The 24,893-nt window shown below is 72.5% G+C and carries 22 protein-coding genes and 1 pseudogene; 10 read left to right on the top strand and 13 right to left on the bottom strand.

Going from position 1 to position 24,893, the window contains the following annotated elements; all coding sequences use genetic code 11:
• Positions 1–122: 122 nt before the first annotated feature.
• Positions 123–1,121, top strand: coding sequence for an ornithine cyclodeaminase family protein (locus ACFV2X_RS12095; protein ID WP_385615063.1), 999 nt, complete (start codon positions 123–125; stop codon positions 1,119–1,121).
• Between the two features lie 32 nt (positions 1,122–1,153).
• Here the strand turns inward: ACFV2X_RS12095 and ACFV2X_RS12090 are convergent, their stop codons facing one another.
• Positions 1,154–1,645, bottom strand: a complete 492-nt coding sequence (locus tag ACFV2X_RS12090; protein WP_385614714.1) for a MaoC family dehydratase — start codon at positions 1,643–1,645, stop codon at positions 1,154–1,156.
• 95 nt (positions 1,646–1,740) lie between these two features.
• Between ACFV2X_RS12090 and ACFV2X_RS12085 the strand changes: the two genes are divergently transcribed.
• On the top strand, positions 1,741–3,105 hold the full coding sequence (locus ACFV2X_RS12085; protein ID WP_385614711.1) for a hypothetical protein: 1,365 nt from the start codon (positions 1,741–1,743) through the stop codon (positions 3,103–3,105).
• Between the two features lie 25 nt (positions 3,106–3,130).
• Here the strand turns inward: ACFV2X_RS12085 and ACFV2X_RS12080 are convergent, their stop codons facing one another.
• Positions 3,131–3,730 carry a helix-turn-helix domain-containing protein gene (locus tag ACFV2X_RS12080; RefSeq protein ID WP_385614708.1) on the bottom strand — a complete coding sequence of 200 codons (600 nt, stop codon included), beginning with the start codon at positions 3,728–3,730 and terminating at the stop codon, positions 3,131–3,133.
• An 87-nt stretch (positions 3,731–3,817) separates the two neighbouring features.
• Between ACFV2X_RS12080 and ACFV2X_RS12075 the strand changes: the two genes are divergently transcribed.
• On the top strand, positions 3,818–4,348 hold the full coding sequence (locus tag ACFV2X_RS12075; RefSeq protein ID WP_385614705.1) for a GNAT family N-acetyltransferase: 531 nt from the start codon (positions 3,818–3,820) through the stop codon (positions 4,346–4,348).
• A gap of 108 nt (positions 4,349–4,456) precedes the next feature.
• Positions 4,457–5,749, top strand: coding sequence for a zinc-dependent alcohol dehydrogenase (locus tag ACFV2X_RS12070; protein WP_385614702.1), 1,293 nt, complete (start codon positions 4,457–4,459; stop codon positions 5,747–5,749).
• 2 nt (positions 5,750–5,751) lie between these two features.
• On the opposite strand, the pseudogene ACFV2X_RS12065 reads toward ACFV2X_RS12070, so the two are convergent.
• Together ACFV2X_RS12065 and ACFV2X_RS12060 are read right to left on the bottom strand one after the other, a co-directional pair.
• A pseudogene (locus tag ACFV2X_RS12065) lies at positions 5,752–6,001 on the bottom strand (glycosyltransferase); the annotation flags it as partial.
• Between the two features lie 26 nt (positions 6,002–6,027).
• Positions 6,028–6,483: a DUF2267 domain-containing protein gene (locus tag ACFV2X_RS12060; protein ID WP_385614699.1), complete on the bottom strand. Its 456-nt coding sequence runs from the start codon at positions 6,481–6,483 to the stop codon at positions 6,028–6,030.
• Positions 6,484–6,639: 156 nt separating this feature from the next.
• On the opposite strand from ACFV2X_RS12060, the gene ACFV2X_RS12055 reads away from it, so the two are divergent.
• Together ACFV2X_RS12055 and ACFV2X_RS12050 are read left to right on the top strand one after the other, a co-directional pair.
• Positions 6,640–7,470, top strand: a complete 831-nt coding sequence (locus tag ACFV2X_RS12055; protein ID WP_385614697.1) for a class I SAM-dependent methyltransferase — start codon at positions 6,640–6,642, stop codon at positions 7,468–7,470.
• A 46-nt stretch (positions 7,471–7,516) separates the two neighbouring features.
• Positions 7,517–8,074 carry an NUDIX domain-containing protein gene (locus ACFV2X_RS12050; RefSeq protein WP_385614694.1) on the top strand — a complete coding sequence of 186 codons (558 nt, stop codon included), beginning with the start codon at positions 7,517–7,519 and terminating at the stop codon, positions 8,072–8,074.
• Between the two features lie 70 nt (positions 8,075–8,144).
• Here ACFV2X_RS12050 and ACFV2X_RS12045 read toward each other — a convergent pair whose 3' ends face one another.
• Positions 8,145–12,767: a glycoside hydrolase family 2 TIM barrel-domain containing protein gene (locus ACFV2X_RS12045; protein ID WP_385614692.1), complete on the bottom strand. Its 4,623-nt coding sequence runs from the start codon at positions 12,765–12,767 to the stop codon at positions 8,145–8,147.
• Between the two features lie 175 nt (positions 12,768–12,942).
• On the opposite strand from ACFV2X_RS12045, the gene ACFV2X_RS12040 reads away from it, so the two are divergent.
• The gene (locus ACFV2X_RS12040; protein WP_385614690.1) at positions 12,943–14,658 is read left to right on the top strand and encodes a GAF domain-containing protein; all 1,716 of its coding nucleotides are present in this window, start codon (positions 12,943–12,945) and stop codon (positions 14,656–14,658) included.
• A 28-nt stretch (positions 14,659–14,686) separates the two neighbouring features.
• Here the strand turns inward: ACFV2X_RS12040 and ACFV2X_RS12035 are convergent, their stop codons facing one another.
• Positions 14,687–15,412 (bottom strand): response regulator, encoded by a 726-nt coding sequence (locus tag ACFV2X_RS12035; RefSeq protein ID WP_385614687.1) that lies wholly within the window; start codon positions 15,410–15,412, stop codon positions 14,687–14,689.
• Between the two features lie 248 nt (positions 15,413–15,660).
• Here ACFV2X_RS12035 and ACFV2X_RS12030 point away from each other — a divergent pair, with 248 nt between their 5' ends.
• Positions 15,661–16,242, top strand: coding sequence for a hypothetical protein (locus tag ACFV2X_RS12030; protein ID WP_385614685.1), 582 nt, complete (start codon positions 15,661–15,663; stop codon positions 16,240–16,242).
• A 115-nt stretch (positions 16,243–16,357) separates the two neighbouring features.
• Here the strand turns inward: ACFV2X_RS12030 and ACFV2X_RS12025 are convergent, their stop codons facing one another.
• The 7 genes from ACFV2X_RS12025 to ACFV2X_RS11995 all read right to left on the bottom strand — a co-directional run bounded on the left by ACFV2X_RS12025 (position 16,358) and on the right by ACFV2X_RS11995 (position 22,284).
• Positions 16,358–17,026, bottom strand: a complete 669-nt coding sequence (locus ACFV2X_RS12025) for a CBS domain-containing protein (RefSeq protein WP_385614682.1) — start codon at positions 17,024–17,026, stop codon at positions 16,358–16,360.
• A gap of 80 nt (positions 17,027–17,106) precedes the next feature.
• Positions 17,107–17,814, bottom strand: coding sequence for a pyridoxamine 5'-phosphate oxidase family protein (locus ACFV2X_RS12020; protein ID WP_385614679.1), 708 nt, complete (start codon positions 17,812–17,814; stop codon positions 17,107–17,109).
• Between the two features lie 6 nt (positions 17,815–17,820).
• Positions 17,821–18,903 (bottom strand): zinc-dependent alcohol dehydrogenase family protein, encoded by a 1,083-nt coding sequence (locus tag ACFV2X_RS12015; RefSeq protein ID WP_385614677.1) that lies wholly within the window; start codon positions 18,901–18,903, stop codon positions 17,821–17,823.
• A gap of 112 nt (positions 18,904–19,015) precedes the next feature.
• Positions 19,016–19,924, bottom strand: coding sequence for a universal stress protein (locus ACFV2X_RS12010; RefSeq protein ID WP_385614675.1), 909 nt, complete (start codon positions 19,922–19,924; stop codon positions 19,016–19,018).
• 19 nt (positions 19,925–19,943) lie between these two features.
• Positions 19,944–20,216 (bottom strand): SHOCT domain-containing protein, encoded by a 273-nt coding sequence (locus ACFV2X_RS12005; protein ID WP_385614672.1) that lies wholly within the window; start codon positions 20,214–20,216, stop codon positions 19,944–19,946.
• Positions 20,217–20,228: 12 nt separating this feature from the next.
• On the bottom strand, positions 20,229–20,894 hold the full coding sequence (locus tag ACFV2X_RS12000) for an HPP family protein (protein WP_385614670.1): 666 nt from the start codon (positions 20,892–20,894) through the stop codon (positions 20,229–20,231).
• A gap of 118 nt (positions 20,895–21,012) precedes the next feature.
• Positions 21,013–22,284, bottom strand: a complete 1,272-nt coding sequence (locus ACFV2X_RS11995) for an FAD-binding protein (RefSeq protein WP_385614668.1) — start codon at positions 22,282–22,284, stop codon at positions 21,013–21,015.
• Positions 22,285–22,491: 207 nt separating this feature from the next.
• Here ACFV2X_RS11995 and ACFV2X_RS11990 point away from each other — a divergent pair, with 207 nt between their 5' ends.
• Positions 22,492–23,322: an MIP/aquaporin family protein gene (locus ACFV2X_RS11990; protein ID WP_385614665.1), complete on the top strand. Its 831-nt coding sequence runs from the start codon at positions 22,492–22,494 to the stop codon at positions 23,320–23,322.
• A gap of 51 nt (positions 23,323–23,373) precedes the next feature.
• Entirely contained in the window at positions 23,374–24,891 is a 1,518-nt protein-coding gene (glpK, locus tag ACFV2X_RS11985; RefSeq protein WP_385614663.1) for a glycerol kinase GlpK, read from the top strand.
• The last annotated feature ends 2 nt before the right edge of the window (positions 24,892–24,893 follow it).

The raw sequence follows: 24,893 nt of genomic DNA, 5'->3' as shown, positions 1-24,893 counted from the left end.
CAGCGACGGAGGAGCGAGCAGTGACGGGGGAAGCCCGTGCGTTGGAGCGCGTCGAGACTGAGCGGGAGGGAGGGGCCGGGCCGACCGGACAGGCAGGGCCGGTGACCATTGGGGCGCAGGATATGGCGGGCCGGGACCGGTTGGTGCGGGTGATCGACGCGCTGGCCGAGGTGTTCGCCGATCTGTCGGCGGGCCGGACGCGCTCCCCGGCCCGGACGATCATCGAGCACGGCGCACACGACTCGTACGGCGGTGTGCACGGTCCGCGGCGGCAGTTGCTGGCCGGTACGGCGGTGTGGGAGCGGCGCGGGGTGGGCAGTGTCAAGATCACCACGCTCACCCCGGACAACCCGGACCGCGGCCTGCCGCTGATCCACGGCGTGGTCGTGCTGACCGATCTGGACACCGGCAGGATCACCGCGTTGCTGGACGGCGCCGAGCTGACCGCCGTCCGGACCGGCGCGGTGGCCGGCCTGGCGACCCGGCTGTGCGCCCCCGAGGACGCCGAGGACCTGGCCGTCCTCGGCGCCGGGGTGCAGGCGCGGGCGCTGGTGCGGGCCGTGTCCGCGGTGCGCCCGATCCGTTCGGTCCGGGTGTTCTCCCGCACCCGGGCCCGTACGGAGACGTTCGCGGAGTGGATCCGCGCCACAGCGGGCCGCCCGGACAGCTCGGGCCGCCCAGTTGAGGTCTCGGTGTGCGACACCGCACGAGACGCCGTCGCCGACGCCGCCGTCATCTGCACGGCAACCTCGACCGACGACCCGACACCGCTGGTGGCGGCGGACTGGGTGGCCCCCGGAGCGCATATCAACGTGATCGGCGGCACCCACGAGGACGCGATCGAGGTCGACCCGGCGCTGCTCGCCTCCGCGTTCGTCGTCGTGGAGGAGCGGGCCGCCGCGCTCGAGGACGCGGGCGAGGTGCGGGCCGCGCTGGCCGACGGGCTGATCGGCGTGGCCGAACTGCATGAACTGGGCGCGCTGGTGACCGGAGTGACCGGAGTGACCGGGGCGAGCGCGGCGGACGGCCGGACCTCGGTGTTCCGCGGGGTGGGCATGGCCATCGAGGACACCGCCGCCGCGGCCGCGCTCCACGAGGCCGCGAGCACGGAGGCGGGGTGAGTCGGAGCCGGGTGAGTCGGAGCCGGGGTGAGTCAGTCCGCCTCGCGGCAGCGCACCATGAAGGACCGCTCGAAGACGATGACGGTCTCCCCGGTCGACTTGGCGCCGGTGGTCTCCACCGTGATGATGCCCTGCCCCGGCCGGGACCTGGACCGCCGCTTGCCGAGGATCCGGCTGGTCGCGTAGAGCGTGTCGCCGACGAACACCGGCTCCTTCAAGCGGACCTTGTCCCAGCCGAGGTTGGCCACCGCCCGCGCGGACAGCGCCTGCACGGTCATACCACCGACCAGACACAGCGTGATCCCGCTGTTGACCAGCACCCGCCCGTACTCGGCACCCTCCCCGTAGGCCCGGTCGAAGTGCAGCGGGTGCTGGTTCATGGTCAGCAGGGTCAGCCAGGTGTTGTCGGTCTCGGTGATGGTCCGGCCCGGCCAGTGCCGGATCACCATGCCGGGCTCGAAGTCCTCGTAGTCCCCGCCGTGCTCTTCGACGTACTCGTTGTCCTGGACCCGGCGCAGCGTCATGCCGCCAAGCGTAGCGGCGCCGACTATGCTGACGTTCGGCCAATTCGCGGTCGGCAAAGGCGAATTGAGATCGTCTGGGATGCGGGGGAAGCCGGATGGGCGCGCTCGAGGACATCGGCACACCGGGGGCGTCGGGACACCCGTGGTTCGGCCGCCACCGGCTGAAGCCCGCCGCGTCCGCGGACACCATCCGGGAGATGCTGCGCACCGAGATCCGGGACACCGGCTGGCCGTATCAGCCGCTGCTGCCCGCCGCCCCGATCGCGCTGCCGCGCGCGTCGTACGCCGAGCTGTTCCGCGCCACCGCCGCGCTGCTCGACCTGGTGCGCCGTACCGCCCTGGAGTCCGCGCCCACCACGGACGGCAGGCTGGCGGCGTACCGCATGCCCGCGAGCGAACACCAGCTGTTCGTGGCCGACCAGTTCGTCGAGGAGCGCTACGCGGACTGTGTGACCCGGCCGGACATCGTGATCGGGCCGGACGGGCCGCGTTTCCTGGAGTTCAATGTCAGCGGCGCGCTCGGCGGCCCGGTGGAGACACACTGCCGCCTGGAAGTGTGGCGCAAGCTCCACGCCGACGACGCGGGCCGGGTGCCGTTCGGCTACCAGGACCCGTTCGCCGTGCGCGCCGAGATGTTCCGGGCGCTGTGCGCGGAGCTGGCCGTGGCGCCCCGGGTGGCCCTGGTGGGCAGCGCCCGCGACCAGGGCGTGGAGTCCACCCGGTACTTCGATGTGGAGGCGGACTACTTCAACAGCCATGGCCTGACGGCGCGTTTCTTCGAGCCCGAGGATCTGAACTCGGCATGGGACTGTCCGCCGCGGCTGCGCTATCCGCTGGGGCTGCGGAACTTCACCATCCCGGACTGGGCCGAGCTGGGCATCGACACCGCGCCCGTACAGGCCGCGCTGGACCACGGCTGTCTGCTGGTGGGGACCCAGACCTCCACGTTTCTGTCCAGCAAGCTGACCATGGGCCTGCTGTCGGAGGGGCGGCCGTGGATGAGCGCGGCGGAGCGGGCCCTGGTCGACCGATATCTGCCGTGGACCCGGGTCCTGTCCCACCGCTGGACGGACCGGGGCGGGCGGAAGGTCGACCTCGTCCCCTTCGCCGTGGACAACCGCGAGCTGCTGGTGCTCAAGGAGAGCATCGGGATGAGCGGCAAACAGGTCGTCATCGGCCGGGAGACCGGCCAGGCGGAGTGGGAGGCGGCGGTGGCCGCGGCCGCCGGGACGGGCACCAGCGTGGTGCAGGAGTACGTGGCGCCGCGCGGCTGCCGGCTGGCGATGGTCGCCGACGGCGCCGAGGAGCCGCATGACGTCGAGGTGGCCCCGGTGTTCGGGCCGCTGCTGTTCGGCGGCCGCCCGGCCGGCATGTTCTCCCGGTTCTTCGGCGATGGCACCGCCGGGATCGTCAGTGTCCTGGGCACCAACAGCTCCGACGACTGCGTGGTGGCCGTCTGAGCGCGTGGCCGCGCCCATGCCGCCCTCAGCTGCCCGAGGGGCGGGCCCGTACGTGCATCCGCTCACCCTGCGTCCCGAAGATGCTCAGCACCTCGACGGGCTGGTCTCCCGCAGCGGCGAAGCCGTGGGGTACACGGGTGTCGAACTCGGCGGCCTCGCCCGCGGTCAGAACGAGATCGTGCTCGCCCAGCGCGAGCCGCAGCCGGCCGGCGAGCACATACAGCCACTCGTACCCTTCGTGCACCTTCTGCTCGAGCCGAGTGCCCTCGGTCTCGGGTATCTGCCCGGCGGGCAGGATCATCTTGTAGGCGTGCAGCCCGCCGAGGTGGCGGGTCAGCGGTACGAAGACCCTTCCGTGCCGGGTGAAGGGCCGGGGGTGGACGCGAGGATCACCGGTGGCGGGCGCGCCGACCAACTCGTCCAGCGGCACTTGATAGGTCTTGGCCAAGGGCAGCAGCAACTCCAGGGTCGGCTTGCGCTGCCCCGACTCCAGGCGCGAGAGAGTGCTCACGGAGATCCCGGTCGTCTCGCTCAGCTGGGACAGCGTGGCGCCACGCGCCTGGCGCAGCGACCTCAGCCGTGGCCCGACACCCGTCAGCACATGCGAGAAATCCTCATCCGTCACCCTCCTATTTGCCGGTCCGGCAACTGGCGTTGTCAAGTCGACGAAATCTCGCTGCGCCGCCTGCCCACCGGATGTGACGATGGCGTCATGGCCGATATACGTACCGCACACACCTGTGACCTGGATCCCGCCACCCTCAAAGTGGCGCGCGCCCTCCTCGATGACGTCTTCGGGGACATGACCGACCACGACTGGGACCACGCCCTGGGCGGCATCCACGCCCTGGCCTGGGAGGACGGCGAGCTGATCGGCCATGCGTCGGTGGTGCAGCGGCGGCTGCTGCACGCCGGGCGGGCGCTGCGCGCGGGCTATGTGGAAGGCGTGGCGGTACGGGCGGACCGGCGTGGCCGCGGACACGGCGCCGCCATGATGGCGGAGCTGGAGCGGGTGGTGCGCGGCGCCTATGACCTCGGCGCGCTGGGCTCCAGCGATGAGGCGAGGGACTTCTACGCGGCGCGCGGCTGGCAGCGGTGGCAGGGGCCCACCTCGGCGCTCACCCCCGAAGGCGTCCGGCGCACCGCGGACGAGGACGGCGGAATCTTCGTCCTCCCGGCCGCGGTCCCGCTGGACGTGTCCGCCGAGCTGATCTGCGACTGGCGTGACGGCGACGTCTGGTAGTACGCGGGCCCGGCGGTCGGTGGCGCGCGGGCCCGGCTGTTTCCTCCGCTCCCGCCTGGGCACCCCGGTAAGCCGGGAACCATCCTGTCGCCCAGGAAGAGAGCAACCATGAAAGCTGTCGTATGGCACTCCGTAGGCGACATCCGCCTCGAAGACGTGCACCAACCCAAGATCCAGGACGCGTACGACGCGATCGTACGGATCACCACCTCGGCGATCTGCGGCACCGATCTGCACTTCGTACGCGGCACGATGACGGGCATGCGGGAGGGGCGGATCCTCGGGCACGAGGCCGTGGGCATCGTCGAGGAGGTGGCGGGCGGGGTGCGCGACTTCCGCCCCGGCGACCGGGTGGTGATCCCCTCCACCGTCGCCTGCGGGGTGTGCAGCTACTGCCGGGCCGGCTACCACGCCCAGTGCGACCGGGCCAACCCCCACGGCCCCCTGGCCGGCAGCACCTTCTTCGGCGGCCCCGAGTCCGCCGGGGGACTGGACGGGCTGCAGGCGGAGTACGCCCGGGTCCCGTACGCGCACACCGGGCTCGTACCGCTGCCCGACACCGTGGACGACGCCCAGGCCATCCTGCTCTCGGACATCTACCCCACCGCGTGGTTCGGCGCCAAGCTCGCCGAGATCGGCACCGGCGACACGGTCGTCGTGCTCGGCGCGGGCCCCGTCGGGCAGGCCGCGATCGCCTGCGCCCGGCTGTGCGGTGCGGGCCGGGTCATCGTCGTCGACGGGGTCGTCGACCGGCTCGAACTGGCCCAGCGGCAGCACGCCGAGACCGTCGACTTCAACGCCGAGGAGCCGGTGTCCGCCGTCCGCGAGCTGACCGGTGGCATCGGCGCGGACCGGGTCATCGACGCTGTCGGCATCGATGCCGCATGCCCCGACCACGGCCCCGCGGCCGATACCCTGGCCGGGCAGCGCGAGGAGTTCGCCCACGAGGTGCGGGAGACCGCCCCCGAGCAGAACCCCGACGACCAGGGCACCTGGCGGCCCGGCGATGCCCCGTCGCTGGCCACCCGGTGGGGTATCCGGATGGCGGCCAAGGCCGGGACACTGGGGATCGTCGGCGTCTACCCGCCGCAGGCGCAACACTTCCCGATCGGCGAGGCGTTCCAGAAGAACCTCACCATCAAGATGGGCAACTGCCACCACCGCCGCTATCTGCCCCGTCTGGTCTCGATGGTGGCCTCCGGCGAGCTCGACCCCTCCCCGCTGATCACCCACTGGTCGGGCACCCAGGACGTCATCGAGGCGTACCGCGCCTTCGACCGCCGCGAACAGGGCTGGACCAAGGTGGCCCTGGGCATCGGCGGACCCGGCAGCGTGGCCCCGGGCCGAGGACACGCGGCGGGCACGGGCGCGGCCACCACGGCGGGTGCTCACGCGCATTAGCGGGGCCCGCCTGTCAGCACACCGGCGCCCTCGGGCACCGCCTCGACCGCCTCGGTGGTGGCCAGGCCGACGACCGGCATGCCCAGATGTATGGCCTCCAGGGGGACAGCCCCAGCGAGGTCCAGCGCACGGGGTGCAGATACAGACGGCGGCGCGCCATCTCGGCGTGCAGCCGCCCCTGCGGCAGCTCTGCGTGGCGCAGCGGTCCCCGGACAGGCCCAGATACGCGGCGAGCCCTTCCGAACGTGCGCCCGCGGCCGGGCCGTCGCTCACCTTCCCTACTGGCCTTCCTCGCCCCCTCGGCCTTCGAAGGCCCGCGCCTCGGGCAGCAGCTCCCGGATATCGCCGGGCAGCGCCTTGTACAGCCGCTCCATCAGCTCCGGACTCACCGCGGAGTCCAGCACCTCGAAGAACACGCTCGCCTCCCGGATCGCCTCGTCCTCCGACGTCCGGGCGCGCCAGGCGATCCGCCCCGCGAAGCCCGTGAGGTCGAACCGCTCGCCGTGGTCGCGCCGGTAGGCCCGCTGCGCGGGTGAGGCCTCGTGGGAAGCGGCCACCCGCCGCATGGAGTCGGCGGCCTCGGGCGGCAGCTGCGCCGCCATGTGGTCGGCCAGACCGTCCGGGATCCGCTCGGCAAGCGTTTCGAGCGTGGCGCGTACGGCCCGCTCCGCCGACCGCCGGTCGGGCAGCTGCGCCAGCGCCTGGACCTGGCTCGTCAGCTCTTCGTAGCGCATGATCAGCACCCCCAGCGTCGCGCTGTCGGCATCCTCGGTCGAGTGCCCACGGCCGCCCCCGCGAACCGCCGGTGGCCGGCCGCCGTACGCCCCTTGTTAACGTCGGACGAGCCGAACGCGAAGGCAGAACCGAAGAGGGAGAAGAGGGGGCAGAGCATGGCCCGAGCACCGCGCATAGAACTGGACTCACCGTTACCCGACACGGTGGACGGCCGTCAGATCAGGGCCGTCGCCTTCCAGGCCGGCCGCCTGGAGTACGTGGACAAAACCCTGCGCAGGGTCGGCCTGACCGCGGCCGGGAGCCGGGCCCTGGTGGTGGGGAGCGGCCGCGGACTGCTGGCCCGCGGTCTGGCCGGGCTGGGATTCGACGTTGTCGCCGTCGACCCGTCCGCCTCCGCGACGGCGATCGCGCGCGAGACGGACGCGCGGGAGCCGGACGCGCGGGAGCCGGACGAGCGGGAGACGGGCGAAGGGGAGACTGGCGAGGGGGAGCGAGGCGCGGTCCGGTACGAAACCGCGCCGCCGGAGGAGCTGGGTGTCGCCGATGCCGCGTTCGATCTCGTCTACTACGCGGACACCTTCGAGGTCACCCCGGCCCTCGGCCCGGTCCTGGCGGAGGGGGCCCGGGCGCTGGCACCGGACGGTGTGCTGATCTACGACACCGTGAACCGCACCCCGGTGTCCCGGCTGATCTACCTCATCGCCTTCCAGCGCCTGCCCATGACCCGGATCATGCCGCCCGGCCGCTACGCCGCGGAGCGGCTGCGCACCCCCGCCGAGATGACGGAGGCGCTGCGCCGCCACGGGCTGCGCAACGAGGACATCTGCGACTTCAAGCCCCGTGATCCGCGCAGCTTGGTCAAGGCCACCATGGACCGTCGCCGCGGGCGGATCACCGACGAGGAGATCCCGCCCATCGTCGACTTCGTCCTGGCCCCCGGCACCCGGCCCCAGGTCACCTACCTCGGCTACGCCCGCAAGGTCTGATGGGCCACGGCGGCGGACCGGGCGGGCGCAGCGCACACTGGGCACCGTGACGGCAAAACGAAGCGCCGGAATCCTGCTGTTCCGCGGGGCGGAGACGGCGGGGGCGGAGGCGACGGGGGCGGGGGCGACGGGGGCGGAGGCGGCGGACCCGGCGGCGGTGGGCCGGGCAGGGACCGGCCCGGTCTCCGCCCCGCAGGTCCTTCTCGCCCACATGGGCGGGCCTTTCTGGGCGCGCAAGGACGAGCGCGCATGGTCCATCCCCAAGGGCGAGTACGAACCGGACGAGGCCCCGGAGGCCGCGGCGCGCCGGGAGTTCCAGGAGGAGCTGGGCCTGCCGCCGCCCCCGGGCGACCTCCTTGCGCTCGGCTCCGTCCAGCAGACCGGGGGCAAGGTCGTGACGGTCTGGGCGCTGGCGGGAGATCTCGATCCGCGGCAGATCACCCCGGGCACATTCGAGATGGAGTGGCCCAGGGGGTCCGGGCGGCTTCAGGCCTTCCCCGAGATCGACCGGGTGGCCTGGCTGGATCTCGCGCAGGCGCGCACGAAGATCGTGGCGAGGCAGGAGGTCTTCCTGGACCGCCTCGAGGAGCGGCTGCGCGGCTGAGCGATCTCGCGCCTCCGGCGCAAAGACGGGGGGCTGTCCCGGCCCATGGGGTGGGCCGGGACAGTCCGGGTCAGGCCGCGCCGCAGCGCACTGTCGCCGCCCCCCAATCCGCATGGTCGTGGGCGTTCCCGTCGCCTCCGTCGGTGACCCGCAGGCGTAGCACCTGGGCGCCCTCGACCTTGGCCTCGACCGGCACGGCGGCGTCCGCGCCGGTGACGACGTCGCCGCGGTAGACCCGCTCGCCGTCGGCGTAGACCTCGAATGCGACGCTGCCGTCGCCCGCCACCTCGTCGTCCACCCCCGCCTCGGCGGTGAAGGTCGAGCAGTTGCCGCCCAGGAAGACCTCCACCGTCGAGTCGGCGTGCACGCCGAGGCCGTGCTCGTAGGTTTTGCCGCCGATGGTGAGCGGCTTGCCGTCGCCGGGGGCGGACTCGCCGTTGCTGTGGTTCCGTTCGACGGGGCCCCAGCCGTTGTCCGCGGTGATGAAGTCGAGCGTGGACACGGAGACCTCGCCGCGCGGCGGGGGAGGGGTGCCGTCGAGGTCGACCGACGCCGAGGCGCTCACGCGCGCCCCGCCGACCGAGGTCGCGCGGAGCGCGGCGACGGCGGGCCGCAGCCCGTCGGGGGCGTTCTCGCCGCGGGTGATCTTGGCTTGTACGGTCGCGGTCCGGCCCGGAGCGAGGTCGCCGAGCTCGGCGGAACCGGGCTCGGCCGTCCAGCCGTCGGCCGGCTCGAAAGCCGCGGTGACATCGCGCAGCGGGGTGTCACAGGGGTTGGTGACGGTCAGTTCGGCCGAGGTGGAGCCGCCCGCCGGCACGGTGGTGTCGGTGGCGGTGAGCTCGGCCTCGGGGGTGCAGACCACTGGTCCGCGCGGAGAGCCGGTGCGGGCCTCGGCGCGGGTCAGCGGGCGCAGCCGGAGCGTATAGGCGTACTCCCGGGCCGGCCGCACCTGGTACTCGGGCAGCACGGTGTGGAAGGTCTCGCTCACGCCGCTCACCGCGTGATCCAGGTGCAGGGTGTTGCCGCCGGGGTCCTTTTGGAGGGCGAACGGGTACGCGGCGCGGTCGATGCCGGTGTACGGCGTGACCCCGGCCGAGAAGCCCCCCGAGCCCGAGCCCGAGCCGGACCCGGAAACCAGCAGACCGCTCTTGCCGTCGGACAGCGACGCCCAGCGGACGTCTTCGTGGTTCCCGTAGTCCTGCGGCCTGGTGTACCCCGCGAACTGCTCGTCCACGTCCGTCGAGTACACCCCCACCGGGGCGCCGTCCTCGCGGTCGTTGTAGTTCTCCTGAGGCCCGCGCCCGTACCAGGTGAACGTGTCGTACCGCTCGGGCAGCCGCAGCGAGAGCCCGATGCGGGGCAGGTAGGGCACCGTGCGCGCCTTGCCCCGCGCCTCGACGCGGTGGTCCAGGCGCAGCTCCCCGGTGCCGCTGACCGTGTACCGGAGGGTCTGCGCGAAGGAGGAGTCCCGGGCGCCGGGCGCGGCGGCCGAGGAAGGCACGGTGACGGTGACCTCGCCGCCCCGCTCGGCGACCGTGACCTTGCCCGGCTCGGTCCGGAGCCGGTCCAGGCCCGCCTCGCGCCACGGTCCTTCCTCGGAGCCGATCTCATTGCTGACCGGGGGGCGCCAGGCGTCGAGTTCGGGGCCGGAGGTGAGCAGTTCCCGGCCGTCGGCCCGCATCGAGACCAGCTCACCGCTCGCGTGGTCGAACCCGTACGAGAAATCCTTCCCCGTGACGGTGATCCGGCCGTCGGCCGTGCTGGTGGTCAGTCTGCCTGGCACCGTGGCGGGCGTGGTGCCCGCGAGTTGCGCGCCGCCGATGTCGAACTGCTCGACCGCGACGCGGTGCCCGGCCTTCGCCCAGGCGGTGTCCTCGGCCAGCACCGCCTCCACGGTGAGCTGCCGGTCGGCGTCCTTGGGGTTGGCGGGCGGCTTCGGGAGCCGGATGCGCTGTCGCTCGTCGGGGTCGAGGTCGATGGAGCGGGTCCCATGGGCCAGGGTCCTGGCCCCCTCGCTGATTCGCCAGCGCAGCCGCAGGTCGCCGGTGCCGGTGAAGGAGCGCTCGTTCAGTACGTCGATCCGCCCCGCGGCGGCCTCGGGGCCGGAGATCCGCACCGGGGCGTGGACGGCCGCCATGGTGCGGGCCTCGGGCTGTACGGTGCGGTCGGAGGAGACCACGCCGTCGACCCCGCCGGTCCCGGATCCGTAGGACAGGAACTCCCCCTTGTGGTCGAGCCGGTCGAAGTCGAGCGCGAGCACTGCCTCCGAGCTGGGGTCGGCGGCGAGCCGGTCGGGGCTCAGCGCCTGGTGGTAGACGCGGACCTGGTCGACCGTGCCGTGTGCCATGCGGCTGCGGATGTTCTCCTGGTCGGTCTCCGGGTTGCGGCCGATGTTCACCGGCTGGGCGGAGTAGGGGACCTTTCCGCTCCAGTCGGCGGCGGCGGCCCGTTCGCCGTCGATGTAGAGCGTCAGCGCCGAGCCGTCGAAGGCGCCGGACACGCGGTGCCAGGAGCCGTACCAGTCCGCGGGGACATCGGCCGCGACGGTGTGCCACTCCCCGTCCCCGTAGACGAAGAACTCCAGGGTGTCCTTGTCGCGCATCTTGAGGGCGTAGCTGTGATCGCCCTTCGCGATCACGGTGAAGGCACCGGTCCAGCCGGCGGGTTTCACCCGGGCGTCCAGGGTGAGCCCGTCCGAGACCGCGTCCAGCTTCGGGTCGCGGTAGACCTCGACGAAGTCGTCGAGCCCGGACAGCCTCAGCGCCTTGCCCCGGTACCCCGCCACCAGGTCCGGCTTTCCTGAGACGTAGGACAGGATGTCGTTGCCGGAGGAGTCGGGGGTGGTGAGCAGCGGCTGGGCGATGTTCTGTTCCGCCCAGTCCCAGATGTAGCCGCCCTGGACCTGGGGGTACTTGCGGACGACGTCCCAGAACTCCCGGAAGTTGCCGAGCGAGTTGCCCATGGCGTGGGCGTACTCGCCCATGATGATGGGCTTGGTGGTGGCCTTGGCCTTCTCCTCAAGACCCGCGGGGGAGGGGTAGCGCGGCCCCCAGACATCGGCGAACGGGGCATCGCCGTCGGGGCTGTTGGGCTGGTGGTAGACCGGGCGGGCGGGGTCCTCACGGTCCAGGAACTCGGCCATCGCGTAGTGGGCCTTGCCCAGGCCCGCCTCGTTGCCGGTGTCCCACATCAGGACGCTGGGGTGGTTCTTGTCCCGCTCGTACATCGCGGTCAGCCGGTCCAGGAACGCCTTCTGCCACTCGGGCCGCTCGGCCAGGCAGTCGTTCGGGCAGCCGTCGTGGTGGTGGGTCTCGATGTCGACCTCGTCGTCGATCCACAGTCCGCGCGCGTCGGCCAGCTCGTACAGATACGGATCGGACGGGTAGTGCGAGGTGCGGATGGAGTTGATGTTGAGCTGTTTCATCAGGGAGACGTCGGAGGCGGTGCGCTCCCTGGTGGCGTGCCGGCCGGTCTTCGGATCGGTCTCGGCGCGGTTGACGCCCTTGATGAGGATGCGTTGACCGTTGACGAGAAGCTGCTTGTCCTTGATCTCCGTCTCGCGGAAGCCGACCGGCTGGGCGGTGGTGTGGGTGACCCGGCCGTCGGCGCCGTGGAGTTGGACGACGAGGGTGTAGAGGTTCGGCGTCTCGTCGGTCCACTTGTCCGGGTCGGACACCTGGGCGCTGAGGGTGGCGGATGCGGTGCCGCCCCCGGGACCGACCGTTCCCGACATCGTTGTCACCTTGCGCCCGAGCCGGTCGTACAGCGTCCCGTTGACCTTGCGCTCAACCGCCCCACCCGCGCCCGCGCCGTCTGCGCTCTGCCCGTCCGGGCCCACGGCGGCGACGTCGACCCGGGCGGTCAGCCGGGCGTCTCGGTAGGCGGCGTCCAGGTCGGTCTTGATGGTGACGTCACGCAGATGGGTCGCCGGGGTGGAGTACAGGCCGACCGAGCGGAAGATGCCGGCGAAGCGCCACTGGTCGTAGTCCTCCAGGTGGGACCCGGAGCCCCAGCGGTGCACCTGCACCGCGACCGTGTTCCGGCCCGGGTGAAGCCGCTCGCTGATGTCGAACTCGGCAGGTGTGTAGCCGCCCTGGTCGTACCCGGCGTACGAGCCGTTGACCCAGACCAGATAGCCGCTGGTGACACCCTCGAACCGGAGGAACGTCCGGCGTTTCTCCCAGCTCTCGGGCAGCTCGAAGGTCTTGACGTAGGCGCCGGTGGGGTTGACGTCGTGCGGCACCTTCGGAGGGTCGTCCGGATACATTTCGGTGGGGATGTTGCGGAACACGGGGTGGTCCAGGCCGTCCGTCTGCCAGGTGTGCGGCACGCTCACGCTGCGCCAGCCCGCCCCCGAGGTGTCGTGGCCCTCGGCGAAGAAGTCCTCCGGGACGTCTTCGGGGCAGTCGGACATATGGATCTTCCAGGAGCCGTCGAGCGACTTGGTCCAGGGGGTGTCCTGGTCGCCCTTGAGCGCGCCCGCGGTGTTGTCGTACGGCGTCAGCGGCGCGTGGGCCATCTCCTGCCCGACCGCGGTGACCTCGGGGTCCTCAAGGAGCTGGTACACGTCCGCGGGCGGCGCCGAGGGGCTCCCCACCGCGGCGGGGACGGGGGCCACCAGCGTTCCGGCCAGCGCCAGCGGGATCAGTAGGGGGAGAAGGCGTAAGGAGCGAAGGAATCTGGGCAGGGGCATCGACGGCCCACCCTTCTTTGATGCCGATGTTCAGCCGGTATACGGGGCTTGCCGAACCAATCCGAAATCAACAGGGCCGAACATTAGCCAACGCGCCCTTTCGCGCCAAGACTCCGGACAGCATTCACCGCCCGCGGTGCGCGGCTACCGTAAGGAGAGGGAGGCACCGGTGGGCATGGGCAGCGCGAAGAGCGCCAGGAATCTGCCTCGGCTGCAGCTCGACGAACTGCTGGACGAGCTGCAGCTGCGCATCGACGCGGTGCGGGGGACACAGGACCGGGTGCACAGCCTGCTGGAGGCCGTGCTCTCGGTCGGCCGGGAGCTGGATCTGCCGCAGGTGCTGCGGCGGATCGTCGAGGCGGCCGTGGTGCTGGTGGACGCCGAGTACGGCGCCCTGGGCGTGATCGGCGAGGACCGGCGGCTCGCGGAGTTTCTGACCGTGGGCGTCGACGAGCGGCAGACCGCGGCGATCGGGGCGCTGCCGTGCGGCCACGGCATCCTGGGCGAACTCATCCGCCACCCCGAGCCGCTGCGGCTGGCCGAGCTGTCCGAGCACCCGGCCTCGTACGGCTTTCCGGCGGGGCATCCCCCCATGCACTCGTTCCTGGGGGTGCCCATCCGGGTGCGGGACGAGGTCTTCGGCAATCTGTATCTGACGGAGAAGCGCAGCGGTGCGGAGTTCGACGGCGAGGACGAGACGGTGCTGTCCACCCTCGCCGTGGCGGCCGGCGTGGCCATCGAGAACGCCCGGCTGTACGAGGAGGCCCGGCACCGCCAGCGCTGGCTGGAGGCGAACGCGGAAGTCACCCAGGGCCTGCTGTCCGGGGTGGACGAGACCCGGGTGCTCGGGCTGATCGTCGGACACGCCCGGCGCCTCCTCGCGGCCGACCTGGGGGTGCTCGCGCTGCCGGTCGAAGGGACCGCCGACCTCCAGATGGCGCTCGCGGACGGCACCGACGCCGAGGCGCACCGCGGTCTGGTGCTGCCCTGTCAGGGCTCGTTCGCCGGCGCGGCCTTCCTCGCGTCCGAGGCGGTCACCAGCGTCGATGTCGAGAACGACCCACGGATCACGCTGGGCCCCACGCGCTGGACGGGCCTCGGCCCCGCGGTGGCGGTCCCTATGCGGACCGGCGAGGGGGTCCAGGGGGTGCTGTCGCTGGCCCGGGCGGCGGGCAGTGCGCCCTTCACCCCGGTGGAGACGGATATGCTGCTCGGCTTCGCCGGTCAGGCGGCGATCGCCATGAAGCTGGCCGAGCGGCGGCGCGACGCCGAGCAGTTGGCGCTGTTGGAGGACCGCGACCGGATCGCCCGCGATCTGCACGACCTGGCCATCCAGCGGCTGTTCGCCGCGGGGATGTCGCTGCAGTCCACCATGCGCTTCGTCCACCACCCGGAGGGCTCCGAGCGGCTGTTGCGGGTGGTGGACGACCTGGACGACACCATCAAGATCATTCGGTCGACGATCTTCGGTCTCCGGTCGCACGAGGCGGGCCCGGCCGCCCAGGGGCTGCGGGTGCGTACGGCCAGGACGGTCGAGGAGGCCGTGCCCGCGCTGGGGTTCACGCCCTCGCTGCGTACGGAGGGGCTGGTCGACACCGATGTGCCGTACGAGGTCGCGGACGACGTGGTCGCGGTCCTGGCCGAGGCGCTGTCCAACGTCGCCCGCCATGCGCGGGCCGGTGGCGCGGAGATCTCCCTGGTCGTCGGGTCCGGCCGGCTGAGCCTCACGGTCACCGACGACGGGGTGGGCATTTCGGAGGGCGGGCGGCGCAGCGGGCTGCGGAACCTCAGCGAGCGCGCCGCACAGCGCGGCGGTGAGCTGGCGCTTGAGGCGCCGCGGGGCGGCGGCACGCGCCTGGTGTGGAGCGTTCCGCTGCGGCAGGAAGCCTGACGGTGCCAGAGGGCGGCTGCGGACGGCGTCAGGGGGCGGAGTCCGGCCGGGGGGAGCGGCCGCCGGGGTGCGGCGGTTCCGCATGGGTGGCGATCACGGCCGCCTGGACGCGGCGTTCGACGCCGAGCTTGGACAACAGACGGGAGACGTGGTTCTTCACCGTCTTCTCGGACAGATAGAGCCGCTTGCCGATCTCCCGGTTCGTCATTCCCTCGCCGATCAGGGTCAGGATCTCCCGCTCCCGGGTGGAAAGACCGGTCAGCGACTCGTCCCGCGGCTGCGGCTCGGCGCTCTCCCCGCGCAGGGCGCTCATCAGCCGGGTGGTGGTCGCCGGGTCGAGCATCGACTGGCCGGACGCGACCGTGCGTACGGCGGAGACCAGGTCGGAGCCCTTGATCTGCTTGAGGACATACCCCGCTGCCCCCGCCATGATCGCGTCCAGCAGCGCATCGTCGTCGTCGAACGACGTCAGCATCAGACAGGCCAGCTCGGGCATGGTGGACCGCAGTTCGCGGCAGACGGCGACTCCGTTCCCGTCCGGCAGCCGCACGTCCAGGATCGCGACATCGGGACGCAGGGCGGGGCCCCGGGCGAGCGCCTGGGCGACGGTTCCGGCGTCGCCGACCACCTCGATGTCCGGCTCGGCGTCGAGGAGGTCGTGCAGCCCGCGCCGTACGACCTCGTGGTCGTCCAGCAAGAACACCCTGATCGGGCTGATCGGAGTCGATGGGGGGTGGTGTGGTGAGTCGGTCATGGCGGTCTTCCGTCCGCACTGCTGTCGTGGCCCGGCCCTCTGAGACCGATCATGGCGCGCCCCGGGAGACCGCGCCAGGGCCGAACGGACCCCGCGGTCGGGCGGTGGGGCCGATGGTCCCCACCGCCGGGTCTGCCCGGCACTCGCCCTCGCGGCCCGCGCGTGGCAAGGTCGACACAGGGAGCCCTTGCGCTGCCGGGCGGGTTTCCGCCGAGCAGCACGCGACAGCACCGACAGGGGGTGCGGCGATGAGCGCGAAGGCGCGGGGGCGGCTGTGGTGGAGGTGGCGGCGCAACCCGCTGAAGCGGCGTTCGGACGTCGTGGAGGCGTGGGTCGCGCTGGTGGCCGGCCTGGTGATGGCGGTCGGTGGCACGACCGCCGGTGTGGTCACCGCCGCCGCCGTGGAACAACCCCTGCTGGCGCAGCGCGCCGAGCGGCACGGCGTCCCGGCGCGGCTGCTGGAGGACGCCCCCGCCGCGACGCCCCGCGCCGACGGCAGCAGGGCCGACCGCGTCCCCGCCAAGGTGCGCTGGAAGGCGTCCGACGGCACGGTCCACACCGGTGTCGCCCAGGTACGCGAGGGGCGCGCGGCGGGCGCGTCGACCGTGGTGTGGATCGACGCGCGCGGCCGACTGGTCCACGAGCCGCTGACCCAGCAGGAGGCCGAGAGCCGGGCGGCCCTGACCGGCGCCACGGCGGCCACCGGCGTATGCCTGGTGACCCTGGCCGGCCGGCGCGTCGTACGGTGGCGGCTGGACCGCGGCCGTGCCGCGCAGTGGGAGCGGGCATGGGCCGAGGTCGAGCCGCGCTGGAGCAGCCGCGGCGGCTGAGCCGCCGCGGCCACCGGCTACCGGCGCGCAGGTCACGTCGGCCGCAGGCGCGCAGGCCACGTCGGCTGCAGGCGCGCAGGCCACGTCGGTACGTCGGCGGCCGAGGCCGTGGCGGTCACGACGGCCGGGTGACGTGGTGGACGGCGGCCAGCCGGTTGTCGAAGTCGACCACGCCCTCGACCGAGCGGATCAGCCGCGCCGCCGCCGGGATCAGGGCGGTGTCCCTGACCTGGCCGGTGAGGGTGACCACGCCCTCCCGCACGCTCACCAGCACCGGCTGCCCCGCCGAGGCCGGGAAGAGATACGACACGACCTCGCGCCGCACTTCCTCCTCGATGTCCTCGTCCGCGCGCAGAAACACCTTCAGCAGATCGGCACGGCTGACGATGCCCTCCAGTCGACCCTCGTCGTCGACCACGGGTAGCCGCTTGACGCGCCGGTGGGTCATGATCCGGGCGGTCTCGGCCAAGGTCGCGTTCGCGTGCACCGTAATGGCGGGTGAGGTCATCAGCTCCTCGGCGGTCACCGCGCCCGCCTTCACGATGTCCGGCAGGTCGCGCAGTTGGCCGAGCCGGGTCGGATCGCTGTCCCGGAACTCCTCCTTGGGCAGCAGATCGGCCTCCGAGACCACGCCGATCACCCGCCCCTCGCCCTCCAGGACCGGCAGGGCGCTCACCTTCCACTGCTCAAGCGTCTTCACGATCTCCTTGAACGGGGCCTCGCGGCCGACGGCGACGACGGTATGAGTCATCACATCACTCACGATGTGCGAGGTCCGATGCACCGGGACCTCCTTCCTTGCCTCGGCGGCGGGCTGCGCCGCAATGGCAGGCGGCGGCTCCGCCGCGGTGTCCCGCCCCGCGCTCAGCGCACGCGGATCCGGCGCCCCGTGACGCGGGTGGGGTCGATGCGCAGCCACAGGTCGCGGCTGCCACCCGGCCAGGGTTTGCCATACGCGCGGCCCGCCAGGTGCTGTACCGCCTTCAGGTCGGTGACCCGCCGCGCCCGCCCCACCACGAGCACGCTCCAGCCCTCGCTCAGCGCCTCGTCGATGTGGTCCACCTCGAAGGCGACCTCGGACCCCGCGGCGGCGGCCGGGGAGGCCTCCGGAGCGGTGCGGAAGATCACCGCGTCGTCCACGACGCTGTAGTTGACCGGGAGGATGGTCGGCCCCCGGGAAGTGGACACCGAGATCCTGCCCACGCCATGGGTCGAGAGCCGGTCGTAGCACTCCCGGGGGCTCAGCTCCACCAGGTCCGGGTGCTCGGGTTCCCGGCCGGGGCCCGGGCCGGGCGGCCCGGCCGCACCTCGGCCCTGGAGTTCGACAGCGGTGGTGTCCAGGGCCGCGGCCAGCCGCAGCAGGAAGCCCGGGTCGGGGGTGGTGGGAGACTCCTCCAGATGCTTCACATAGTCCGGCGCCGTGCCCGCCCGCGCGGCCACCTCCTCCCGGCTCAACCCCAGCCGCTCGCGCCGCTGGGCCACGCGCCGTCCGACGTCACCGCCGCCGCCGCCGCTGCCGCCGCCGACGGCCGGCCGTGAGGTGGCCGGGTCCCGTCCTGCTGGTTCGGACATGGCCGATCACTTCTCTCCGTTCGTCCCGGTAGGCACCAGCGGCCTGGTCGGCACCCCGAGCGCGACCTTGAGCGCACCGGTGTCGGCCGCCTGCGAGAAGACGTCGTACGCCTCCTCCATCTGGTCGAGTTCGAAGGTGTGGGTGATGAGCGACGCCGCGGCGGGCAGCCGCCCGGTGGTCAGCATGGACAGCAGCGTGGGCGTGGTGCGGGTGTCGACGAGACCCGTGGTGATCGTCAGATTCCGCATCCACAGGTCCTCCAGATGCAGTGTCACGGGCCGTCCGTGCACGCCGATGTTGGCGATCCGCCCGCCGGGCCGCGCCATGCGCGTGCATGCCTCGAAGCTCTCGGGGGTGCCCACCGCCTCGATCACCACATCGGCGCCGAGGCCCCCGGTGAGGTCGTCGACCAGCGGCTTGGGTCCCTCCGTGGTCTGCACCACCGCGTCGGCGCCCAGCCGCTTGGCCGCCTCGAGCCGGGTGGACAGCAGATCGACGGCGATGATCCGGGCGGGGGAGAAGAGCTCCGCGGTGGCGATCGCGGCGAGCCCGACCGGCCCGGTGCCGACGACCGCGACCGTGTCCCCGGGCCGCACCCCCGCGTTCAACACCCCCACCTCGTAGGCGGTGGGGAAGACATCGGCCAGCAGCACGGCTTCGAGGGTGTCGGCCGCGCCGGTCAGCGGGTGCAGGGACAGATCGGCGAAGGGCACCCGGACGTACTCGGCCTGGGTGCCGTCGATCAGCCGCCCCAGGACCCAGCCCCCGCCGCCGTGGCACTGACCGTATGCCTGCTCCCGGCAGAACCGGCAGCGGCCGCACGGCGAGACGCAGGAGACCAGCACCCGGTCCCCGGGGCGTACGGTGCGTACGTCGTCGCCGGTCTCGACGACCTCGCCGACGGCCTCGTGGCCGAGGACCGTACCGGGCCGGACGTCCGGCACATTGCCGCTGAGAATATGCAGATCGGTGCCGCAGATGGTGGTGGTGTCGACACGGACGATCGCGTCGGCGGGCTCCTGGAGGCCGGGGTCGGGAACGTCCTCCCAGGAGGGGCGCCCGGGTCCGTGGAAGACGAGTGCTTTCATGACCGCTTCCCCTCGGATATGCCCCCTACGTCTTGATATACCCAATTGTCCCCGCTGGGCACGTACCGTGCATGGCCTCTCCCGCCCCGGTCGGCCTCACTCGGAGCGGATCTCAGTCGGGCCGGTCGATCGGGACGAGCACCACCGGGCAGTGGGAGTGGTGCAGCACCGCGTGGGTGACCGGGCCGAGCTGCATGCCAAGACGGGCCGCACGGCGATGGACGGGCAGGACCACGACGTCCGCCGCGCGCGAGCCCTCCACCAGGGCGGGCGCCGGGGCGCCGTGGGTCGTGTGCTCCCGCACCCGCACCTGCTCGAACTCCTTGCCCAGCGCCGCGACCACCTGGTGCGCGCCCGTCTGCTCCCGCTCGGCCCGCGCCGCCGGATCCTCCTTCGAGGGCAGCGGATGATCGCCGCCGAACAGCTGCGAGCGCGCCCCCGCGTACAGCACACGCAGCCGTGCGCCGCGGCGCACCGCCTCCTCGAACGCGTACCGCGCCGCGGCCTCGTCCGCGTCCGTCTCGACCCCGACCAGGACCTTGCCGTGGCCCTCGGGCCCGTACGCGGCCGGAATGTCGCCCCGCACCACCAGCAGCGGGCGCGAGGTGTGCGCGGCCAGCCGCAGCCCCACCGAGCCCAGCAGCAGACCGGTGAAGCCCCCCAGGCCGCGGGTGCCGATGACGGTCAGCGCCGCGTCCTTGCCGATGCGCAGCAGCTCCGGCACCGCGTCCTGTGCCGTGAGGGTGGGCACCACCCGCAGCTCCGGGGCCTGCTCGGCGACCCGCGCCACCGCCAGCCGCAGCACCGTTCTGGCGATCTCCACCGGGGTCTGCGCCTCGGTGACCACGCCGAAGGCGACCGGGTCGGTCTGCGCCCACGGCCAGGCGTGCACGATCTCCAGCGTCGACTGGCGGCGCTGGGCCTCGCCGATCGCTCGGTCCAGCGCGACCCACGCGCTGTCGGAGCCGTCCAGGCCCACCACGACCCGGCCGTTGAGCGGCGAGGTGCCGGAACGCATCATGGGTCACGACCTCCCGTCCTCACCCGGGCCCGGCCTGGGGCGGCGGGGTCCGCCCGCGCAGAACGGCCAGCCGGGTCCGGTACTCGTCCTCGTCGATCTCGCCGCGGGCGAACCGCTCGGAGAGCACCCGTTCCGCCGGGGACCAGGGGACGCGCAGACCGTGCAGGCCGTGCTCCGCCTGCCGGAACAGGGCCACCGCCACCAGGGCCACCAGGGCCCACAGCGCGAGCATGATCAGGGTCAGCAGGGTGTAGCCCCAGCCGCTCGCCGCGTGGCCGTACCACCAGTACATGCGGGACCTCCTTCACCTGCTCGAGCCCGGCCCGCCGTTCCGCCCCCGGTCCGCCGCCTGGCCCCGGTCCGCCGCGGGTGCGCCGCTGAGCGGTGCCGCGTCGTCGACGCGGTAGGTGAGGCGGTCGACGACGGCCACCACCCCGTCCACCTGGCCGGTCATCCGCACCGCGATGGGGACCTCGCTGTGCCGCTCCAGCTGCCCCTCCAGCCGCACCACCCCGTCGGTCACCGTGACGTCGACCGCGTGCGGCAGCAGCCACAGGGAGCGGACCAGCACCTCGTCGATCACCTCGGCGCGGATCTCGTGGTCCGGGCGGAGGAAGACCCCCAGCAGATCGCGCCGGGTGACGATGCCGATCAGCCGGTCCTCCTCGTCGATCACCGGCAGCCGCTCCACGCCGTGCCGCGCCATGGTCCGCGCGGCGTCGACCACGCTGTCCTGCGGCCGTACGGTGATCGCGGGCCGCGACATCAGCTGCCCGGCGGTGCGGGCGGCCGACCCGGCTCGTAGATCTGCCCCCGAGACCACGCCGACGACCTTCTCGTCCTCGTCCACCACGGGCAGCCCGCCGATGCGATGTCGCGCGAGCAGTTCCATGACCTCGTGGGGCGAGGCCCCGGAGCCGACCCGCACGACCTCGTCGGTCATCACATTGCCGATCTTGCGGTGCTTCATCGCGGGCCCCTTCTCCGCCCTTCACGACCAGCCTCCCGCGGCGGGACCCCAGGCCATATGGGCTGCCTGGGGTCCGGATGAGGGACCTTCGGCCCACCTGATCCCGACCGGGTCCTCGTCACCCCACGGGGAAGAGCCGGTCCAGGTACGGATTGCGGAACTTCCCCGCCGGGTCGTACTCGCGCAGCAACCGCCCGAAGTCCGCGGCCCGTTCATAGCCCGCCACCACATCCCCGGGCGCGGCCGCGGTCAGCTTGCCCCAGTGCGGGCGCGCCCCCAGCGGCAGCAGCTCCTCCTCCATCGCGGCGACGACCTCCAGCACCGCGGCACGGTCCGGCGCCCAGGTGAAGTGGAGTGCGACGCTGTCACGGCCGTACGCCGGGCTCAGCCACAGGTCGTCGGCGGCGATCGTACGGACCTCGGACACCAGCACCACCGGTGCGATCCGGGAACCCAGCCGGCGCAGCGCCGCGAACGCCTCGGGCGCCGCGCCGCGCGGGAGGATGAGCTCCGACTGCAGCTCCTCGCCGCTGCTGGGCGTGAAGTCCGGCCGGAAGTGCGGCAGCCGCTCATGCCACGGCCCGGGCACGCCCGCCTGTCGGGTGCAGTGCGCGGGCGGCATACCGGGCACGGGGTGGCGCGGGCCGTCGGCCGGGCGGGCGCCCAGCCAGGGCTGGTCCGGCCGGGGCGGACCGGGCCGGTCGGCGCGGCACTTGAGCCACACCACCCCGTCCCCGGAGTGCCAGTCGGTGAACACGCTCACGCTGTACGCGGCGCCGGACACCTCGTCGAACCGGTCGGCCAGCCGGTCCAGGGGCAGCCCGTCGTAGACCCACTGCGCCACCTCGTACGTCGGCTCGATGTCCAGGGTGACGCCGGTGACGATGCCGAGCCCGCCCAGCGAGACCACCGCCCCGGCCAGCCGGTCCCCGTCCGCCTCCCGGCTCAGCCGTGTCAGGTCCCCCTCCGGGCCGACGATCTCAAGACCCGCCACCGCCGCCGCGAGGCTCCGCTGTGCGTTGCCGGAGCCGTGGGTGCCGGTCGCGCAGGCCCCCGCCACCGTGATGTGCGGCAGCGAGGCGAGGTTGGCCAGCGCGTACCCGGCCGACTGCAGGGCCTCGGCGACCTGCGCGTACCGCATGCCCGCGGCGACGGTCACCCGCGAGCTGTCGGGGTCGATCTCGACCCGGTGCGGCAGCCGGTCGAGGCGGATCAGATCGCCGCTGGTGTCGGCTATGCGATTGAAGGAGTGGCCGGTGCCGAGCGCGCGGACATGTTCGGCGGAGCCGACGATCCGTCGCAGCTCGGCGACCGAGGCCGGGTGGTGCACCCGCGCCGCGCCGAAGGTGATGTTGCCGGCCCAGTTCGTGGGGGCTGCGCTTGTCGGCATCCGCGTTTCCTGATCCTGTCTCACGAAAGTGTTCCGCTCCGGTGAAAGCGATCGGCCGCAGAGGCGGCCACGACCGTAGTACAGGGCCGCCCACCTCCCCGTACAGCCCTGAGCGCCGTGACGTTGCCCCGATCGGCCCAGCCGCGCGAGCCGACGGGACCCGGCCCGTCCACGATGGTCGTCAAAGCGCCGGAGACGGGTGGCCCCATGAGCGAGCAGAAGCGAGATGCGCACCGGACGGGGCTGATCGGCGAGCTGTCCGCGGAGTTCGTGGGCACCATGGTCCTCATCCTCTTCGGCTGCGGCGTTGTCGCACAGGTCGTCGCGGGCGGGCTCGGCGACCACGACAGCATCGCCTGGGCCTGGGGGCTCGGCGTCACGTTCGGGGTGTATGTCGCGGCCCGGCTCAGCGGCGGCCACCTCAACCCCGCCGTCACCCTCTCCCTGGCGGCGTTCAAGGGCTTCCCGTGGAACAAGGTCCTGCCGTACGCGGTCGCGCAGACCGCCGGGGCGTTCGTGGCGGCCCTGCTGGTGCGCTGGAACTACACCGAGGTGCTGGCCAAGGCCGATCCGGGGCACACCCTCAAGACCCAGTTCGTCTTCTCCACCCTGCCCGGCAACGGTGTGCTTCCGGTCAGCGAGTGGGGTGCGCTGCGCGACCAGGTCATCGGCACCGCGATCCTGATGCTGCTGGTCCTCGCGGTCACCGACCTGCTGAACACGCCCCCGGGCGCCAACCTCGCCGCCGTCGTCATCGGGCTCATCGTGGTCGCCATCGGCATGGCCTGGGGCACCGACGCGGGTTACGCGATCAACCCGGCCCGTGACTTCGGCCCCCGCCTCGCCAGCTTCATCACCGGCTATGACACCGCCTGGCGGGATCAGTACGGAAACTTCTACTTCTGGGTGCCCATCGTCGGCCCTCTTGTCGGCGGCCTGGTCGGCGCGGCCCTCTACCGGATCCTGGTCAGCCCCTTCCTCCCGGTGCCGGGGCCAGGGCCGCAGGAGGTGGGGCAGACCCCGTCCCCCGAGACCTGAGCCGAACCACGACCCCCCCCGAACCCCGAGCCACGAGTGAGAGGCGGCAGGATGCCGGAATTCGTCGGTGCGGTGGACCAGGGAACCACCAGCACCCGTTTTATGATCTTCGACCACGATGGTGCGGAAGTGGCGAAGTACCAGCTGGAACACCGCCAGATCCTGCCGCGCTCCGGATGGGTCGAACACGACCCGGTGGAGATCTGGGAGCGCACCAACTCGGTCATGCAGAACGCGATCCGGGCCGGCGAACTGGCCCCGACCGACCTGGCCGCGATCGGCATCACCAATCAGCGGGAGACCACCGTCGTCTGGGATCCGCGCAACGGGATGCCGTACTACAACGCCATCGTCTGGCAGGACACCCGCACCGACACCATCGCCGCCGCCCTGGAGCGCGACGGCCGCGGCGAGGTCATCCGCCGCAAGGCCGGTCTGCCGCCGGCCACCTACTTCTCCGGTGCGAAGATCCAATGGATCCTGGAGAACGTCGACGGTGTCCGCGAGGCCGCCGAGCGCGGCCACGCCCTCTTCGGGAACACCGACAGCTGGGTGCTGTGGAACCTCACCGGCGGCCCCGGCGGCGGCGTCCACGCCACCGATGTGACCAACGCCAGCCGCACCATGCTGATGAACCTGGAGACCCTGGACTGGGACGACGAGCTGCTGGAGATCTTCGGCGTGCCGCGGACGATGCTGCCGACGATCAACCCCTCGGCCCACCCCGAGGCGTTCGGCCACACCCGCACCACCCGCCCGCTGAGCACCGCCATCCCCGTCACCGCTGTGCTCGGCGACCAGCAGGCGGCCACCGTGGGCCAGGTCTGCTTCGCGCCCGGCGAGGCGAAGAACACCTACGGCACCGGCAACTTCCTGCTGCTCAACACGGGCACCGAACTCGTCCGTTCCCACAACGGGCTGCTCACCACCGTGGCGTACCGATTCGGCGACGGCCCCACCGTCTACGCCCTGGAGGGCTCCATCGCGGTGACCGGCTCGGCCGTGCAGTGGCTGCGCGACCAGCTGAAGGTCATCGACGACGCGGCCGCGAGCGAGCGGCTGGCCCTCACGGTCGAGGACAGCGGCGGGATCTACTTCGTCCCGGCCTTCTCCGGGCTGTTCGCCCCGTACTGGCGCTCCGACGCGCGCGGCGCGATCGTCGGCCTGTCCCGCTACCACAGCGGCGGCCATCTGGCACGGGCCACGCTGGAGGCCATCTGCTATCAGAGCCGGGACGTGGTGGAGGCCATGGACCAGGATTCCGGTGTCCACCTCGATGTGCTCAAGGTGGACGGCGGGGTCACCGCGAACGACCTGTGCATGCAGATCCAGGCCGATGTCCTCGGTGTCCCGGTCAGCCGCCCCCGAATCGCCGAGACCACCGCGCTGGGCGCCGCCTACGCCGCGGGCCTGGCCATCGGGTTCTGGCGTGACACCGATGAGCTGCGCTCGCATTGGCAGGAGTCCAGGCGGTGGGAGCCCCAGTGGAGCCGGGAGCGGCGGGAAGAGGGCTACGCGGGCTGGAAACGGGCCGTCGAGCGGACGCTTGACTGGGTGAAGGTTCAATAACC

Origin of the sequence: Streptomyces sp. NPDC059679 (assembly GCF_042734105.1) — a bacterium.
Classification (GTDB): Bacteria; Actinomycetota; Actinomycetes; order Streptomycetales; family Streptomycetaceae; genus Streptomyces.
This window is presented reverse-complemented; position numbering and strand designations above follow the sequence as displayed.